This window comes from Vibrio tubiashii (assembly GCF_028551255.1).
Lineage (GTDB): Bacteria > Pseudomonadota > Gammaproteobacteria > Enterobacterales > Vibrionaceae > Vibrio > Vibrio tubiashii_B.
The window spans coordinates 87813-105524 of sequence record NZ_CP117031.1; the positions used below are offsets into that span (position 1 = coordinate 87813).

Below are 17712 nucleotides of genomic sequence, written 5' to 3' on the forward strand. Positions count from 1 at the left end.
TACCCACCAAGCGATGCATATGAGTTTAAGATGGCTCTGTCATTGATGACACAAACACATTGCCCCAATCAATCCAAGTATGGTCCTATCCCTGTCGAGAAAAGGAGAGATGCATCCCAGAACGAGCCCCTGACCGCAAAACGTCCTAAAGCACCATAATCAGTGTCCCAACCCCCCTCACATTCCACACTTAACTCTCTATACTTGTACACTCACCAGGTTCGATCAAGATCATTTGCGTACAAAGCAATCGCGCGTTGATACTCTTTGATCTCTGCCTTGTCGGTTGTAGACAGTAACAGCTTTAACAGCAACGACACCGCTTCCTTGTGACGTCCCAAATTATACAAGCACATCGCATAGAAAGGCTGAACTTCCAACGCGTCCGGATAAGCGACCAGCGTTTGCTCAAAAAACTCGAGCGCCTCGTGATATTGCCCCAAACTTCGGTAAGTACTGGCCAAACCAAACAGAGTATCAAAACGCTCATCTGAGGACAGTGAACCGGAAAGGGCTTGTAGGTAGTGCTCAATCGCCCTTCGCTCTTTTCCTTCGTTGTCATACGACCAGGCTATATGCAGGTGTGCGCGTGCCGCAAACACTTCATTTGAGAGCAGACTTGCTAACGTATCTCGTGATGCTTGGTACTGCTTTTGTTCACGCAATGCAATTGCTTTCATCAATATCGATTCCATACATCGTTTTCCTTTCAGGGATACCACCGTGCTAACGCACTTAAGCGCCAAACCACGCCAACTTGTCATAATTTTCGCGGCTCTAACCATCAACTTGCGCGAGCGTGTAGTTGCGTAGCGTTACGTCATCAATACTACTTATTTTAATAGTTTGGTGGGGCAAACGCTCTCCTTTGTTCCTCGCCGCCAAGTAGTCAAGACAAAATGGGATCAAGGCGACGCCTTTCACTCTGGCGATAGACCGATCTTTCACCCGAACGTGATGCTCATACTCAGCCATAATTCGCGGCTTGTGGCGCAAGCTAAAATAATCCACTTTGAATATGTCAAAGGACACATCCACAACGATATCGAGCTCGAACTCCAAGCCAATATCCCCAGCTCCAAAATAGATTGGTTGGCTAAATTCCGCTTTGACCGCCCCACACTCTCCCATTCCAATGATATGGGCCATGTTATCATCATTGGGGATCAGTAAATCGCAGATCTGTAAACCAATCACATGCTCTTTTAGCGCATGTGACAGCCGCTTTCCTGCAGACACCGCGAGCGCTTGAAAACGTGATATCGCCAGAAAATGCTGACCGGTTGCGATCCCCCGGTCCAATCGTCTTAACAAGCTCTGAACATCGTTACGCTTAATAAAATCGATCAACTGACGACAGCACGTAATGTGAGCGTGCGGCTTACACGCTTGGCTCAGTGCCTCGTCTTTCGAAATGATGACAGTAGGCACTCCATCACCTGCGTGCTCGAGTACTTGAGAAACATAACCTTTCAGACGTTCTGACTCACTGCGGAGAAATTGACTCACAGGTAACTGAGCATGATAAGCGGCCATGAAATATTTCGTCTCTGACTCACCTAAGGGCAACGTGTCCTGGTTAATCGCCCGAAACCATGTCAGAAACTGACGTTCAGAAGCTTGTAAGATCTCCCGATAGCTCGCTTCAATGGTACGTTTTACTGCCCCAAGTTCTTTACTCTTCGGGCCTGTTTGGTTGCGTTGTATCAAGGCCTCTATCCTCGATAAATACTCCGTGATCTTGTTCTCAAACCAGCGCAATCGTTGAAGCCGCATAGAATCCGAGAACACTGGTGGCGAATAGAGCTTGACTTCATTTGCCTCTATAAGCCTCGATAGAGCCTGGCGATCTTTATGGAGCAAGAGATCCTCGTTCGCCTCGAGATCCGTATTTAGGACCAAACAAATCACCGTTGACCTCACTTAAAGTATTCGAAGTTATGCGTATCAAGATGCTAATTTATTGCATCTTGTCATGCAGATGAAACCTCCTAGGAAAGAAAGTCCCAATCCCCAAACAAACGCGTCTGATATCACTGAAACGGCATTGATAGAATTAATATCAAGACCCTCCCTCCCACCGAAGGCCGACGCAGTGTCCATGGTCGAGTGATTTCCCTTCTCCAGTAGCGTGAAAGGGAGCAGGTCCACGGATTTTCGTTACACCAATTCAATGTAGATAGAGAGGAATGATGATGAAGAAAATAATACTTTTGGCCGCGATCCTACCGGCATCGGTTTCTGCACAGACGTTTGACGGCTTTTACGTCGGTGCTGGCTTCGGCACAACCGACTACAGTGAAGATCGCTACTTGGATGACAACATTGCGGGGGCATACTCGTTCGACGAGTCCTCGACGACCAAGCTGATTGCAGGCTATGCCATTAACAGAATCATCAGTATTGAGGCGCAGTACACAAACTATGGCGACATTGACGTCAAACCCCAATTGAACACTATCTCCGATTTTACAATGGAGCATAGCTCCTTTACATTAGCGGCAAATGTTGGCTATACCTTTGACAATGGCGTGCGTCCTTTTGCCACCGCGGGACTGGGTTCCATCTCACTCGACAATAAATCGAGTAGACTGAGTGAATCTGACACCGGCACTGCTTATCGACTTGGTCTCGGCGTCGACTACACGCCACCTCAATTCGGTGGGATCACCGTCAGAGCAGCGTACGAAGCAGATGTTTATGAAGTGGAAGTCCAAAAAAACTACGGTTTCTTCCGCCAAACTAAAACCTACACACCGACCATTGGTACTTTTTACTTAGCGGCGAGCTATACATTCTGATCCCTTGGCGGTGGCTTAGCACCGCCTTGGCAATTTATTGGAAGTATTAACTCTCCAACAATGATCACCGTCAAGTCGCTTCAAGGTGAGCGTCTTTCACACAAGAAGAGGAAAAATAGGAGTGTACATAAGATTCATCGCCAGTATGGAAGAAGAAAAAAAACTTCAACATACCCACGGAATCATTACTCAAGCAAAACTGATGCTCGACGAAGGATTGATTCTTTACTCTTACCACCGAGAGCAATTAGACGCGATTTTCGAACAACTGAATGATACCCTGCCGTGCCCTCCTTTTGAGCATTCAAATTGGCCTAACAATGCGATCTCTTGGTTTCTCGATTCGAGTACGAGCTTTGTGGCACTGATGTACGAGCTCAAGCATATTCTTGAGGAATACGACACCATCGTGACTGTACTTCAATACCAGGACGTCGGTACCATCCTATATCGAGACGCATATCAAGTCGTCGCGAAATCAAGCCAATTGTAAAGAAAACTCAACCCGACCGAGTCATATCGCTCGTTAAGTGAAGGCGTTCCAGGGAAACATGGCTGCCTGTTTGACCTTTGAACCACGTTCTTCCCCCCTCACTCTAGTGTTGCGGCCTTTCGACACGGTCTAAATAACGTTCGACGTCCACACCATCAATTTGGTCTGCGCGCATGAATTGATTAGCAAATCTCAGATATACCCCAGACGAGAGAAACAACGCAAACAGATCGGCATCCAAATGCTGGTTGTTGACCATGTGGCTCATAATTTCAATCGACTCCGACAATGATTTAGCCTTCTTATATGGACGGTCAGTACTGGTTAAAGCTTCAAAAACATCTGCGATTGCCATTATCCGTGCGGTGATTGGCATCTGCTCTTTGACTAACCCCATCGGATAGCCTTTGCCATCCATTCTCTCATGGTGACCACCCGCGATCGCGGCAACACCTCGCATGTGTTTCGGAAAAGGCAGAGACTCAAGGATTTTAATCGTCTGAATAATGTGATCATTGATGATAAAACGCTCCTCATCGGCTAACGTGCCCCGTCGAATAGACAGATTGTACATTTCCCCCTGATTCGCTTGGTATTCCGTCGGCTTCATGGTAAATCGCGCTTCGTTTGTAGGGGGAAAATCCCAAGGGATCAAGTGTTCGGGTTTATCACTTAGCAGTCCCTCTTTCACAGGCAAAGTGTCAGTTTTAGGATAGCGCTGTTTCTCTACCCAAGACAATCCCGCCGTTTTACTCAGAGTTCGTGTCCAAGTTCTACTCGCGATACGCTCTAGTCGCTCAAGATCTGAGTCGCTGACAAATTCTGCCCCTAGATTCATTTCCGCGATAAACGCAAAATCGGCATCGATATCTCGATGCACCTGATCTAATTTCTCACGCTGTTCTTCGGACAGTTTCGAAGCGTTTTGACGGAGTATGTCTATTTCATGGTCTCGTTTGAGCACCTCAAAGCGCATTCGAATTTCGTGTATTCGATTGTAGATCGTCTCGAGTTTAGTGGCTTTATCCACCACATGCTCGGGTGTGGTAATTTTGCCGCAGTCATGCAACCAGCTAGCCATCTTCAGTTCTTCCCATTGCTCAGAAGTTAAACTAAAGTGTTGAAAGGCTTCGATCTTCGAGTCCTCCGCAGCTTGAGTCAACCATTCGGTGATCACCGGAACACGTTGACAATGATGACCAGTGTAAGGTGACTTCTTATCGAGCGACCCCGCAAACACCTGAATGAATGAATCCAGTAACGCTTTTTGCGTGTCAAGCATGTCATGAGTTTCAATCGCCACCGAGGTAAAGCCCAACAAAGTCTGCAAATAGTCGGCGTATTGAGCATAATGTCTCGAAGCATTCGCGTACGGATAGAGTAAACCGAGTGAACCAACCACCTCCCCTGAACGCCCTTTAATCGGTATACAAACAACCTCACAGCGATCGTAAAAAAGGGGCAGTTTCAGGTGAGGCACTTCATCTACCGTAAATGTCGCGGTCTGCTTTGCTACAAAGATCTCTCTAACAAAGCGCGTCGCTTCAGAGACCGGGATAGGCGAAGCACTAATGTCTGACGAATTGCCTTGGTCACACCAAAGCATGCTTGGCACCAAGCACTTAACTTCCGTATCAAGCAGGTACAATAACACCCCCTGCGCTTCTACCGCTTGCGCGACCTCACGACACACCATACTAAGCATATCGTCCAAATTGTCTTCACGCGCTATCTTGTGCGTCAAACTGACAAATTGCCGTATGGTCGTTTGCGTCGACATCTGCGCGTCGTTAAGTTGCTGTATCTCGCGAATCACGCTCCGCTCCAAAGCGCCACTGTCAAGCTTAAACCCTTCTATGTCTTTCGCTTTTTCTGTCGCTCGCTGGATAGGTTTAGAAATAAATTTTGAAATGACGTAAATCATGGGAATCATGAGGATGAGTACCAGTAATGACCCATACAAAGTCTGTTGCTTGATAAGAGCGCCTTTGTTGAACAACGCGTTGGCTTTAGATGCCATCAATAAATGAACATGCTCGCTGTTTAAAGGCCGTATTGTCACTATTTGACCAATCCACTGTTCGTTATTGTATTCGAATTCCCCCAGTTGACCACGTTCCGCATTTTCTTCGATAGCATGGGGCACCACTTGATTGGTCACCATCTCAATATGAGTGATCACTCCCTGGGAAGACGTTGGTGGCTGAGCACTATCACTCAAGGCGAGAATTTGTCCCGCGTCGTTGTAAAGCACTCGGAGTGAGGAATCATTTGTGAGTGTATCCGACAAAGATCGGCGTAAATCGTCAAGTAAGACATCGGCAGAAATGATCACTCCTGACGAACTTTGCCGATAGATTTTCAGCCCTAAGGATTCAGGACCTGGCAACAATAGAGGCTTGGAAATGAGGTTGGTGCTTTGATTTGCTTGCTCAAACCACGAACTCGTTTTGTACAAAATCCGCTTGTCATTGGGCCGCGTTTCTAACACCTTCAGTTCTTGACTCATGATCTGTATCTGACTCGAAAGATCATTAGAGACAGTCAGTACATAACGCGCCGACGCTGAAGCAGCAATTCTCTGCCTCATGACAGGATCTCTGATCCGCATTACCGAAAAAAAATCACCCGAAGGGTAATAGAAAGAGTACGCATTCACGTGCTCGAATTCCTCAAGGAGATGCGCGATTTCCGGGAGCAGTTGTTGGCTTGCGAGCTCAGCAACTTCATGGAGTGCGTGACTTTTCGAATAAGTTCCCAGTGCAGAAAAAGCCGTTTTGTAGTGATGATTTAACTGATGGCGTGTTTCAGCAGCGACACGAGTAAAAATCTTATTGTTGGCTTCAACAATCAGCGTCGATAAGCCCCGACTCGCTAACCCGATCTGAATAACGGAGGCTAAAATCACAACCAGGATAATCACCGTCGCTAAGTGAACATGGATCGGCAAAGTGAGGCGTTTCGCTGTCATTGACGGCACTCCAATAGAGATTATTCTCCATTAAAGCGTAGACTTTTTATGTTTGTTTATTTTTAAACAGACTGGATATTCATTTTATATTTCAATAACGTGAACACGATCAGTATGAGTCGTTACCCGAGATGGTGAACGGCTACGACGCGCTAGAACGAGAACTGAAGACCCAGTTCGTAACCGACCTCTGCAGCATCACGCTTGGCATACTCGAACCCAGCAACCAGACCAAACACAGAACCAAACTGAAAAACGTTATCGACCTTAAATTCGTCTCTGTCGAGAGCCAAAAAATCTCGTTGATAGGAGATCCCAAGTAACCAATGACGCGCGATCTGCTTTCTAAGCATGGCTTTGCAGTAAGTTCCGCGCTCAGAAAAAGATGGGCTATAATCACTGTCCGCACGGTAATTAACGGCCCCACACGACACAGAGCCGGCAACAGCGCCCCCAAAACGACCAATGACGCCACCGCCAGCTTGCCACGCATCCACCTCGGAACTGAATCGAGTGAGAAAATCCGCATTTCCTTCCACAAAGACGCTGTCAAACAGTTGAGCACTTACATCCAAATAAAGCCCCCCTAACGTTTTTGTCTCTTGGTTGTCATACTGGTTGTTCAGGTAAGGTTTCAGCGCCCCTGAATGAAAATTAGCGCCCTTATAGCCAAATCCGATATGTGAGAAATTATCCACGATTTCACTGGAAGCCTGACTCGTCAGGGGAAACATGAACATAAACGGAATGAGTTTTTTAAACATAGATGTTGACCTTGTCTTTCAGGCAGAGAGGACTGGGGGTCAGACGGCACTACAACGCAACCCTAAGAACTGCTTTGTTAACATACCGTCTCCACCAATCCCATAATGGCGATACCGTTGCAAAAAGACAGCGGTGTGTAGGACGTTGTTCCACATCATTTAAGTCGACATCAATAGATTGTGACATCAAGCTCAGCTTTGAATTTATGCAAATCGCTGCATTTGGTTCTTGATCGGGCCGCGTTCGCTGTTTGAATTCAAGCCTGTTTTATTCTGTGGGGTTGCAGACTAAAAACGAAGCGCCACTCCGGCATACAGAGCATTGGTGTCCTCTTCAAGGACACGATATCCCCCTTTAATCGCCAGTTGCTGAGTAACATCAAAGCCCAGCTCACCGCCAAATGTTAAGCCAGAGTCATCCACTTTGTTTGAAAAATCTTGCTGAAAAGTTTGTCCATTGATGGTGTATGAGGCACTGCCTTTTGCGTCCAACCTCGTATAACCTACTTGGGCGGACAGATAGAAGCGATCAATGTAATACTTCGGCTTATAATTCAAACTCACACCCGTAATTTCAATGTTCCCGGAGCCAATGATGTTCCATGCAGGGAACGTATATTTTACACTTCCCGCATCAAAATACTCGAGTTCAACACCATGCTTGAAAGCACTCGAGGAAGGAAACACGTAACCCACCTGAATCGCATATCCCGCGTCTTCTTCTTTCTGCGCCGAAGGCAGATCGAGAAAGCTAGCTTGAAGATAGTCCACTCCGAGGTAAATACCATTCAGCCGCTCATTGGCATGTACTGGCGTGATATTTCCTACGCCTACTAATAGGGAAATTAATAGTGTTGTTGCACGTGTTTTCATTATTATCTCTCGTATTTGATTATTATGACGAGCATAACCCAGACCGACCAATGACATCGGACAATATAGCCAGCCGTTTAGGACACCAGATTAAAATATGAAAACACTGCTTCCAAAAACAAACAAAAATAACGAAAAAATACGGCTTACCTTGTCAGTACAAATGAGACATATATCAATATCAATTCAGACTTTAATAAATTAAAATTAATTTATGTCATTGTTTTATATAAACTTAAAATCCACAAAAAGCATGTATAAAACAGGTTTAATATTTTATTACCTAACAAATACTGGATAATTTTCTACGGAATTTGAATCCGATAAATTTGAGGGTAAGCATAATGTTATACGCAAAGCCAAATACAGATGGTGCTATTATTCATTTTAAGAAAAAGTACCTCAACTATATAGGTGGGGAATGGGTATCCCCTGTCAAAGAGCAATATTTTTCAAACACTTCACCAGTGGATAACCGAGAGTTTTGTCAAGTCCCTGCGTCGACGAAAGAAGACGTCGACCTCGCTGTAGACGTTGCGCACAAAGCACTGGCAACGTGGTCTAAAACTTCCGTTACAGAACGCTCAAACCTGCTACTAAAAATTGCCGATCGCATTGAAGCCAACAGCGAAATGCTGGCCGTGGCGGAAACTTGGGACAATGGTAAACCTGTTCGCGAGGCCTTAGCCGCTGATTTGCCGTTAGTGGTGGATCATTTTCGCTACTTTGCAGGTTGTATTCGAGCTCAAGAAGGCACAGCCGCTGAACTAGACAATCAAACGACCACTTACCATTTTCCTGAACCTATTGGGGTAGTGGGTCAAATCATCCCGTGGAATTTCCCGTTGTTAATGGCAGCGTGGAAATTGGCTCCGGCGTTGGCTTCAGGTTGCTGTGTGGTGTTAAAACCCGCAGAACAAACACCGGCCTCCATCCTGGTAATGATGGAACTGCTAGACGATTTGCTTCCTGCCGGCGTTATCAATGTTGTCAACGGCTTTGGTGCTGATGCAGGTCAAGCACTGGCAACACACAAACGTATTGCTAAGATTGCATTTACAGGTTCAACCGAAGTCGGCCAACAGGTGCTCAAATGTGCGGCAGACAACTTGATCCCATCAACAGTTGAACTAGGCGGCAAGTCACCAAACATCTTCATGGCTGATATTTTTGATCACGAAGACAGCTATGTCGATAAATGTGTTGAAGGTGTCCTCCTTGCGTTTTTCAACCAAGGTGAAGTATGCACCTGCCCTTCTCGTTTATTAATTCAAGAGTCGATTTATGATCGCTTTATGGCGAAACTTATCGAACGAATGAAGACCATTGTTCAAGGCAACCCATTAGATACCGACACTCAAGTTGGTTCCCAAGTGTCACAAGAGCAGTTCAACAAGATTCGTGGTTATATTCAACTTGGGTTAGATGAAGGGGCAGAGCTACTGGTCGGTGGTAACAGTCACGAGGAAAATGGTTACTTCATCGAACCGACACTGCTAAAAGGCAGCAACGAGATGCGAATTTTCCAAGAAGAAATTTTTGGCCCGGTCGTTGCGGTTACCACATTCAAAACGGTAGACGAGGCACTTGAGATCGCTAACGCCACCGAATACGGTTTAGGGGCAGGGATCTGGACTAGAGACAACAACACTGCATATCATATGGCTCGTCAAATCGAAGCGGGTCGTGTCTGGGTCAACTGCTACCATGCTTACCCAGCCCACGCTGCGTTTGGCGGGTACAAAAAATCAGGTATTGGTCGCGAGACACACAAAATGATGCTGGGTCATTACCAAAATACCAAGAACATGATTGTCAGTTATAGCGTCAATCCGCTGGGTTTCTTCTAACGAGCTCGCACCCCCACTTGCCCGGCGCATTGCCGGGCATTTTATCCGAACAAAACATAAGGTAACGCCTCTGTCTTGATTGGCCTCGAACCGCGCACGATCATGGGTCCACGGCACAGCAGCAGAACCAACGACTAAGTTAACTTATCAACAAATCAACGAGCCAACACAGTAGGGAAATAAAGGGGAAGGCTCTCTCCAGTCAGGTCATCTGAAGAGAGCAGGTTGACCAGTCAGTCGCTACGCAGTGAGTTAGCTAGCCGGTCAAAACTTAAGTGACTTATCCCTGAATAGCGCGTACGGCGGCAGAATAATCCGGCTCTTCGCTGATTTCCTTAACCAATTCGGCGTGCAAGATGTGACTTTCTTCATCCAAAACCACAACAGCACGTGACGTCAGGCCTCTCAGAGCCCCCTCACTAAGCGCAACACCGTAGTCAGCGGCAAATGTCGGCGAGCGAAAACACGATGCAATCACCACATTACTGAGCTTCTCTTCATCAACGAAACGAGCAAGCGCAAACGGTAAATCCGCAGAAACGCAAACCACTTCTGCCCCTTGCAGTGAATCGGCTACGGTATTAAACGCTCGTACACTGTTTGCACACGTTGGCGTATCCACACTTGGGAAGATATTGAGAATGATGCGTTTCCCTTTAAATCTTTCTAACCCAAAATCGTTCAACTCCTTATCGCAAAGAGTGAAATTCGGTGCCATTTGTCCAGCAGTAACAAACTCACCAGCCAGTTGAACTGGATTACCTAAGAAAGTGACTAACATGATTACCTCTCGTTTTTAGTTTTTTAGTTTTGTCTTCGCCGTCAAAAGATAACGAACGAAGCCCGCACTGTTCCAAAAACGCCGTTCATCGACAAATGAACTAATCTAAACATTTGTGAATCAGACAGAGTTAGTCAATAAGGTATTGATTAAAAGGCAATTATGCTTTTCTTCGGAGCATACACTTTACGCCACCTTCTAGCAGTTTGGTGTAACATAGGACGCGCGCATTACTGTAGATAACTTGAATAACTTCATTACTCAAACGCCGAAGCGCATGCGCTTCGACCTCTATATAATTGTTCTCCGCGACTAGGCCTTCTGGCATCGAGAAGTCAGAAAACAGCATCAGGTTGTTGCTGTAAAAATCCGCATAGTAGCTGAAGTACAAATCGCGCTCCTCGCCATAGATAGATCGACTAGAAAACGAGCGTTTGTTGAAAAATAGGCGATAAAACAACGTATGATAGTCTTCGTAAAAAGTCACATCACCGTTCATTTTGACGTTAACATTATTACTGTAGTAAAGGTGGGTGTTCGCCCCTTTCATAAAGGGAGGAACGTCTCGATATTTTAATCCTGCATTAGCCAGCGCAGTCACAGTGACCATAAGTGCGAGGCGCTTTAGCCACTTATCGACAGAGGTCATTGATCATCCCTCCGATAAAGTAAAAGCTTTCCTGCAATGAAAAAGTAAAATTCTTTACGTCATCGGCGCCCGTGTGGTCATTAAGATAGAGACAGGATACGTAGTAATTACTTACTCCGGTAGAAATCACCAAATCAAGGGGTTGTTGGTAGCCCGTTAATCGCTTTTCCGAACTTAAATAATGATATAGTTTTTCGCTTGCTGGCTCTCGCTGGTACAGAAAATTTACCGACGCCCTTTTAACATTCACCCAATCATCAACTTGGAGGTTCCAATCGAAGCTTAATCGATTGACGATCCCACTCAGTTGCGCCACAAACAACATCATCAACAAAAGTAACAATAGCCACTTTACTTTCCTGTTAAAGGTGGGGGTTCTTACAGAGAGTTGGGGCAGATTGTGCACACTCGGCCGGAGAACATGTTCGCTTTCACCATCCGATGCACCGGGCTCAATCTCCCACTCAGAGTCCGCCATTTCCACGACATTGTCGTACAGTAAGTAGCCCTGAGAGGGCAACGTTTTGATGTATTTTTGCTCCTTCCCGTTGTCCCCCAACGCTAACCTTATCTGCGCAATGCTCTGCGTCAAACTGGCATCAGAAACCACTCGCTCGCCCCAGGCTGATTTGAGGATCTCTCGTTTGGACACCACTTGTCCTTTATTTTCAATCAAAACTTCCAAGACTCTGCAGTCCGGTCCCTTCAGCTTGGTAGCTTGTCGCGTTTTTACGTTGACCAATTGTTCTCTGGCAAACGGGTACAACTGCCAAAGCGCATTGCACTGCGATCGTATCTGTACATTCAAATTAATTACCTATCTACAATAGCCGACGACGCCCTCCCTCCCTGAAGACGTCAGCTTGCTCAGCGTGAATGACGCATCACTGCGACTCTCTACGCCAAAACGGGCAAATCTTGTTAAGCGCTATTCTTCCTTAACCATTTAGCGTCAAGTCACCTTTCATCCTCTTAGGACGCGAGAACAAATACCCTTGTAGGTAAACGTGAGACTTCTTCGGTAAGAACTTCATCTGTGACGCTTCTTCGACCCCTTCAATGATCAATCCAACACCAATGCGCTCGCACAACTTAACCATAAATTTCAGTGTTTCACTGGCCGTCACATTGGTTTCACTGTCTTTAACCAGAGACTTATCAAGCTTAATGAAGTCGAAATATTTTTTGGACAACAAGGCAAAATTTGAATAACCACTACCAAAATCATCAATAGCAAATCGGAAGCCGGCTTGTTTCAGCGCTAAGAGATTGTCGCGGGTGTGCTTTCTTTCAAAGAAATCGCAGTATTCCACAATCTCAAAAATAATCTTACTGCGCAGCTCAGGGAAGTTTTCAGTGGCCGACATCACGTCAGCATAGAAATCCATCATGCTCAGATCCGAGTTACTGATGTTGATACTGATATCGGGAAAATTGTGCTCTGGGTTACTGATGAAACTGACGACTTTCTTAATGATCATCAAAGTCAATGAGTAGTGCAGAGGAGGCTCTTGCGCGACCAATGGCATAAACACCCCTGGACCGCCATACTCACTTCGCTTCCAACGCAATAGCACCTCAGCAGCGTAGACTTGCGAAGTGTTTAAGCTATAGCATATCGGTTGATGATAGAGCTCAAATTGATCCCCACCCTGACGAACGTCTTGATGCAAGGCGTGTATCGTGGCACGTTTCATCAAATTTAGGCTGTAGTCCTTATCACGATAGATGTACAACCCATCCGCCTGTTTTAGTGATTGAGAAACACCAAAGGCAATGCGTCGGAAAATTCGGTCTTTGGACTGATGCAAATCTCTGCTAGAGATGTCCATACTGGCAATGGCATATTCAAACGGAAGCACTTTACCTTTGATGGTTTTTTCTGAAGGCAAAGTACGCTTCAGCAATTGCTGCTGCTCAAGGATTTGCTCATGTTGCCAAACGGAATTCTTCGTAAAAATGAGCACAATGTACTTGTCTTCAAACAAGCCAATAATGCTCGGTGAAAGTGTTTTGCTCAACGTGTTATGCAATTCCGATTTAATGGCATTAGCGGTTCTCTGATCAAAAAAGCGGTAGTAATCAGGAGTACGACCTACGCAGATAATATGTATCACACTTTGTATGTTTTCTTTTCTCTCGTAGATTTTGCAAAACTTGTCTTGAATGTAATTGATGTTTGGGAGTTTATTCTCCTCACAGAAAAAATGTTTCGCTTTCTGTTTTTGCTGCTCTCGTTTGAGTCGTTGCATAAAAAACGACGTGGTTTCTTTTTCGCGGATAACGCGATGAGCGAGAACGATACATAATGTTGCAAGTAGACCAAAAATAATAAACGGTCCTGATATAGACAAAAATTCCAAGTGTCCCCCAAAATGGCAATGGTCAGCAAAACCTGCTGCCCTCATAACTTGACGTGAGTATTTCTATTATTCTTCTTCACGTCATTTCGAATTTAGCGACCTTCAACGAACGTTCTTATCAATAGCAACGCGCACGAGCGCCTCTCCTCACTCAATTGGTAGGAAAAACGGCGTAAATAACATTATTGTCAGCATTGATCAGTGAAATCTAAGATATAGATGACTCTTTTCAGTGATTACTCGAGTTATTATTTGCTAGGTTATCCGCAAAATAGTACTTGCGGGATTACAAACTCCTCATATACTGCTGTTATAATGTAATAGTATATAGGCAGTAGGCGGGCAATTATGTCGGTCGCCACCCTCAAAAGCGACCACCAAATAGGACATATTACCGAGTCAAATCAGCCACATATTGTTGGTGATGATGAACGAGATTGAGCAACACTGATGTGGGAATTTAGGCCTCAAAACGAAATTCAGCTTCGTGATAGGGAAACGGGACAAGAAAAACGATTAACGCACTCTGAATGTCAGATGCTGAAATTGCTCATTGCCAATGCCGATCGCGTCGTGAGTAAAGAAGAAATACACCGCTTTGTTTGGAAAGAGAAATTCGTCTCCGACACCAGTATCACCAATACCATCGCTTCACTGAGAAAAGCTCTAGACGATAACGTTGAGGAGCAACGTATTATCCGTACCGCACCAAAGTTAGGCTATTTTATGGTCGGGAACATGATCACATTGGTCGATGAATTGCCAAATGTTGCCGACCCTAAATCCGAACAAATCCTCAGCGCTGATTCGTTTCGAAATTGGCAGGTAGGTGTGTGTGTGTTTCTCCTTGTCGTTAATCTCGCCTTGTTTTGGTTTCTCTTTGTGCCTCCCAAACAAGCACAAGCCATTGATGTGCTCAAACTGACCACAGAAAACAACGCCTTTTTTGTTGAGTACAATGATCCTCATACACAACAGTTAATGGATGCCTTAGCAGGGCAAGCGTTGGCAAAGAACGTGGACTTCTATATCTCCTCTAATGGAACCCGTATTTACGTCAGTTGTGTCCGTCGTGAAGCAAAGACAACTGAGCGGAAAAGTGTCAACTTCTCCATCGATATTGAACGCCCAATCGAGATCATCCGTGATGAAGTATTACAAGAATGCCAATAAGTTTTTTCTCGTCAGTGTTTGCGTTCTGCTGCTTATGCTACCGCTTCAATTAGTCGTTAATACCCATCTAGCGATACCCACATTTGCGCTCAACCCACACACGACCATCAAAAAGACCATTTTAACTTATGGTGTCGAGCCGACCGACAAGATCGCGAGAAATATCGATTACCAGCTCATTCCCTATGTCTTCAACCGATTTATTTTGCTGACAACGATTCACTTTGACAGTGGTGAAAAGCTAAAAACTCAGTTTTTGATCACCTTTTGGCCTCAAGCTTTGTATTCGATTAAGTACATCAATCAGCTCGTTGAAGCCGATGAAACAAAGTACTTCGATCCCCCCGAACAACACGTACTGTTTGATGGTGGGGATGAGGCATTCCAAGTGTTAGAGCAAAGTGACTCCCTCTATTGCTATATCCAATTGTCAAACCAATCCGTCCAGTGTGTTGACATTGGTTTAAAAGACGAACGATTGGCAATGTAGTGTTTCGCCGAGAACAGATAATACTGAATGAAGGAAAAATGTGGACCTTTAACCCAACCGAAAGAAGACAACTGGTTAACAACCAAACTCAAGAGAGTCGCAAGCTAAAATCGACAGACTGCCAGATCCTCAAACTGTTGGTGGAAAACCCTGGTCAAGTAGTGTCGAAAGACAAACTAAATCATAGCGCCTGGCCAGAGAGAGTGGTCTCCCCCGCCAACCTGCCGCAAGCCATCGCTCAACTCCGCTTAGCTCTTGGGGATACGGGCCGCGAGCAACAGTTTATCAAAACCGTTCCAAAACAAGGCTACCTGCTGGTTGAAGGCGTCGTCACCTTTGCGGAAACTTTCTCTGACAACCGTCAGGAGCTCCTCCCTCACACACCAAGTTCGGTCTCACCAACAGTCAGTGCAACGAACGTCCCCCCTGCGCGAACCAAGCTCGCGACGAAACTGACAATAACCAGTTTATCGATACTCCTCGTGTTTGCCTTATCGTGGTTAATTCGTATTCTCTACATTGACGCCTTCACTGCCCGACAAATTTGGCAGCAAAGAACTTATCTCGGCATCACGTATTTTTTCCCAAACACTGACGTCGGTACACAAGAGTATGAGGCCATCAAAGACACCTACCCCGAAAATGTCTTGATGATTTATCTTTCTGAGAACCCAGCGCAATACTACATCTCTTGTATCTACACCTCGTCAACACTTCGTGAACGCAGCACACAAAACTTGAGCTTCAGTCGAGATTATTCGACTTCCCAACGTAAGGAGGCCATTCGTGAATTATGCCAGTAAATGGATTGTTGCTCTCATTGTGACCAACCTCGGTGTGTTTGCCATAATTGGCGTTCTTAACGCAAAACATCACCCTGCGTTCCTGACGGAGCGTTACAATACGCTCATGTTTGCACACGGCTCGACCTATAGCTCGTCTGGAATTGAAGCATTCAAGCAATTTTATACTGTCGATCAAAACTGGTACGGACGGCACGATCTCCATTCCAGCTTTCTCTCACAGGGTGACAAAAAAACACTCAAGCTCTACTCATCAGTCTATTTTTGGGGAGACAACTTGTTTTCTACCAGCAGCCCTTCTTACTCCAAAGATTACACTCCCAGTGTCGAGCCTGACGTCACTGAAGCTCATTTAATTGACCAACCAGTTCAGCAGTTCTTCCAAACCCTCTACCAAGACAGGTATAACTTTTGTTATGTCAGTTTACTTACTAGCAGCGTTCAGTGCATAACGGCAGACCAATAAATTAGAGTAATTAACCTAATTCTTTCAACATAAATCGTTATAACCACTTTTGTTTAAATTAATATCATTACTTATCAGACACTTAAAATTGTTATTTAAAATCACTATGAAATGACATGAACCGATAATTTCGCATTTGTTCATTAGGATTCTGACCGAATTGGCGACATAGTATGGCCATATCAGACACCGCAACTTGGTCAGAAATGTCATGCTTACTCCATTACAGCCTTTGAGAATTACAGCGTTATTACTAGAAGGAATGCCAACTACGGCGATCTCTGGACCGCTCGAAATGCTCACTATTGCCGCTCAATTGGCCGGACACCCAGCGCCTGAGATCAGCTACGTTTCTCCTCACCAAGGTCCAATAGCGTCGTTCGCTGGTTTTACACTGTCAAACATCACGCATTGGCCAACGGTCAACGATGCAGACATCGTTTTGATTGGCTCTTGTGGAGAGCCCGATTCTAGAAGTTACCAGTTACCGGATGACATGAAACAATGGTTAAAAAAGCAAATCGCTCAATGTAAATATGTCATCTGTATGTGTACCGGAGCGTTTCTTTTGGCAGAACTGGGGGTTTTAAACCGACGCAGTGCCACCACGCATTGGGTCCAAGTCGAGCGTTTCCGCCATCTCTATCCGGACGTCAAGCTCATGCCGCATCGCAATGTCACCCATGACGGGCCTTTTATTTGCACCTCGGGCATTCGCGAATATTATGAAGCAACAATCTTATTGATTGATGCCTTATTCGGTGCTGCCCATCGCGAAAAATGCGAACAATTCATGGGAGGCAATTTTTCGAACCAGCCCCTATGTTTAACCAGCTTTGCCCAATACCGTCAACACAGTGATGAACTGATCCATGGATTGCAGGATTGGATGCATGATGCAGAGCCCAGCGCCCTATCTGTTGCCCTGTGTGCAGAAAAGAGTTTTCTCAGCGAACGACAAATGAAACGTCGTTTTAAAGCAGCAACTGGAGAATCTCCCATGAATTACATTCAGCGAATTCGTATCGCGATTGCAAGAGAAAAACTGGAGACCACCAAGTTAAATATCGATCAAATTTGCCAGCAAGTCGGGTACAGCGATACGAATCATTTCCGGCTGTTATTTCGCAAGTTCCATGAAATGACGCCAACGCAGTATCGTAAAGTCACCCAGCTATGCGCGAGCGCATAGTGACAAAGACGCTGGTGTTAAGCCGCCATAGCGGCTTAAGACT

The 17712-nt window shown here is 45.4% G+C and carries 17 protein-coding genes; 8 read left to right on the forward strand and 9 right to left on the reverse strand.

Going from position 1 to position 17712, the window contains the following annotated elements; translation table 11 throughout:
- Window positions 1-212 precede the first annotated feature (212 nt).
- Window positions 213-695 (reverse strand): tetratricopeptide repeat protein, encoded by a 483-nt coding sequence (locus tag LYZ37_RS23350; RefSeq protein WP_171381603.1) that lies wholly within the window; start codon window positions 693-695, stop codon window positions 213-215.
- Window positions 696-777: 82 nt separating this feature from the next.
- A complete protein-coding gene (locus LYZ37_RS23355) occupies window positions 778-1710 on the reverse strand; it encodes a hypothetical protein (protein ID WP_272788541.1) in 933 nt (310 codons plus the stop codon).
- A gap of 485 nt (window positions 1711-2195) precedes the next feature.
- Here LYZ37_RS23355 and LYZ37_RS23360 point away from each other — a divergent pair, with 485 nt between their 5' ends.
- Together LYZ37_RS23360 and LYZ37_RS23365 are read left to right on the forward strand one after the other, a co-directional pair.
- On the forward strand, window positions 2196-2801 hold the full coding sequence (locus tag LYZ37_RS23360; protein WP_171321988.1) for a porin family protein: 606 nt from the start codon (window positions 2196-2198) through the stop codon (window positions 2799-2801).
- A 121-nt stretch (window positions 2802-2922) separates the two neighbouring features.
- Window positions 2923-3294, forward strand: a complete 372-nt coding sequence (locus LYZ37_RS23365; RefSeq protein ID WP_171321990.1) for a hypothetical protein — start codon at window positions 2923-2925, stop codon at window positions 3292-3294.
- A 103-nt stretch (window positions 3295-3397) separates the two neighbouring features.
- Here LYZ37_RS23365 and LYZ37_RS23370 read toward each other — a convergent pair whose 3' ends face one another.
- From LYZ37_RS23370 to LYZ37_RS23380, 3 genes are all read right to left on the reverse strand, one after another.
- On the reverse strand, window positions 3398-6265 hold the full coding sequence (locus LYZ37_RS23370) for an HD domain-containing phosphohydrolase (protein ID WP_272788542.1): 2868 nt from the start codon (window positions 6263-6265) through the stop codon (window positions 3398-3400).
- A 152-nt stretch (window positions 6266-6417) separates the two neighbouring features.
- The gene (locus LYZ37_RS23375; protein ID WP_004744238.1) at window positions 6418-7029 is read right to left on the reverse strand and encodes a hypothetical protein; all 612 of its coding nucleotides are present in this window, start codon (window positions 7027-7029) and stop codon (window positions 6418-6420) included.
- Between the two features lie 288 nt (window positions 7030-7317).
- On the reverse strand, window positions 7318-7902 hold the full coding sequence (locus LYZ37_RS23380) for an outer membrane beta-barrel protein (protein ID WP_239855018.1): 585 nt from the start codon (window positions 7900-7902) through the stop codon (window positions 7318-7320).
- 344 nt (window positions 7903-8246) lie between these two features.
- Between LYZ37_RS23380 and LYZ37_RS23385 the strand changes: the two genes are divergently transcribed.
- The gene (locus LYZ37_RS23385; RefSeq protein ID WP_272788543.1) at window positions 8247-9752 is read left to right on the forward strand and encodes an aldehyde dehydrogenase family protein; all 1506 of its coding nucleotides are present in this window, start codon (window positions 8247-8249) and stop codon (window positions 9750-9752) included.
- A 280-nt stretch (window positions 9753-10032) separates the two neighbouring features.
- Here the strand turns inward: LYZ37_RS23385 and tpx are convergent, their stop codons facing one another.
- From tpx to LYZ37_RS23405, 4 genes are all read right to left on the reverse strand, one after another.
- A complete protein-coding gene (tpx, locus tag LYZ37_RS23390; RefSeq protein WP_272788544.1) occupies window positions 10033-10533 on the reverse strand; it encodes a thiol peroxidase in 501 nt (166 codons plus the stop codon).
- 160 nt (window positions 10534-10693) lie between these two features.
- A complete protein-coding gene (locus tag LYZ37_RS23395) occupies window positions 10694-11182 on the reverse strand; it encodes a hypothetical protein (RefSeq protein WP_272788545.1) in 489 nt (162 codons plus the stop codon).
- On the reverse strand, window positions 11166-11990 hold the full coding sequence (locus LYZ37_RS23400) for a winged helix-turn-helix domain-containing protein (RefSeq protein ID WP_171321998.1): 825 nt from the start codon (window positions 11988-11990) through the stop codon (window positions 11166-11168). Before LYZ37_RS23400 ends, LYZ37_RS23395 begins: the two co-directional genes overlap by 17 nt.
- A gap of 130 nt (window positions 11991-12120) precedes the next feature.
- Window positions 12121-13536, reverse strand: coding sequence for an EAL domain-containing protein (locus LYZ37_RS23405; protein WP_230300142.1), 1416 nt, complete (start codon window positions 13534-13536; stop codon window positions 12121-12123).
- Between the two features lie 459 nt (window positions 13537-13995).
- Here LYZ37_RS23405 and LYZ37_RS23410 point away from each other — a divergent pair, with 459 nt between their 5' ends.
- The 5 genes from LYZ37_RS23410 to LYZ37_RS23430 all read left to right on the forward strand — a co-directional run bounded on the left by LYZ37_RS23410 (window position 13996) and on the right by LYZ37_RS23430 (window position 17669).
- Window positions 13996-14718, forward strand: coding sequence for a winged helix-turn-helix domain-containing protein (locus tag LYZ37_RS23410; protein ID WP_272788546.1), 723 nt, complete (start codon window positions 13996-13998; stop codon window positions 14716-14718).
- The gene (locus LYZ37_RS23415; protein WP_171322002.1) at window positions 14693-15208 is read left to right on the forward strand and encodes a hypothetical protein; all 516 of its coding nucleotides are present in this window, start codon (window positions 14693-14695) and stop codon (window positions 15206-15208) included. The genes LYZ37_RS23410 and LYZ37_RS23415 overlap by 26 nt, the downstream gene beginning before the upstream one ends.
- Window positions 15209-15246: 38 nt before the next feature.
- Complete coding sequence (locus LYZ37_RS23420) at window positions 15247-16011, forward strand: winged helix-turn-helix domain-containing protein (protein ID WP_272788547.1); 765 nt, start codon at window positions 15247-15249, stop codon at window positions 16009-16011.
- Window positions 15995-16477 (forward strand): hypothetical protein, encoded by a 483-nt coding sequence (locus LYZ37_RS23425; RefSeq protein ID WP_069669800.1) that lies wholly within the window; start codon window positions 15995-15997, stop codon window positions 16475-16477. The genes LYZ37_RS23420 and LYZ37_RS23425 overlap by 17 nt, the downstream gene beginning before the upstream one ends.
- 211 nt (window positions 16478-16688) lie before the next feature.
- Window positions 16689-17669: a GlxA family transcriptional regulator gene (locus LYZ37_RS23430; protein ID WP_004744249.1), complete on the forward strand. Its 981-nt coding sequence runs from the start codon at window positions 16689-16691 to the stop codon at window positions 17667-17669.
- Window positions 17670-17712 lie beyond the last annotated feature (43 nt).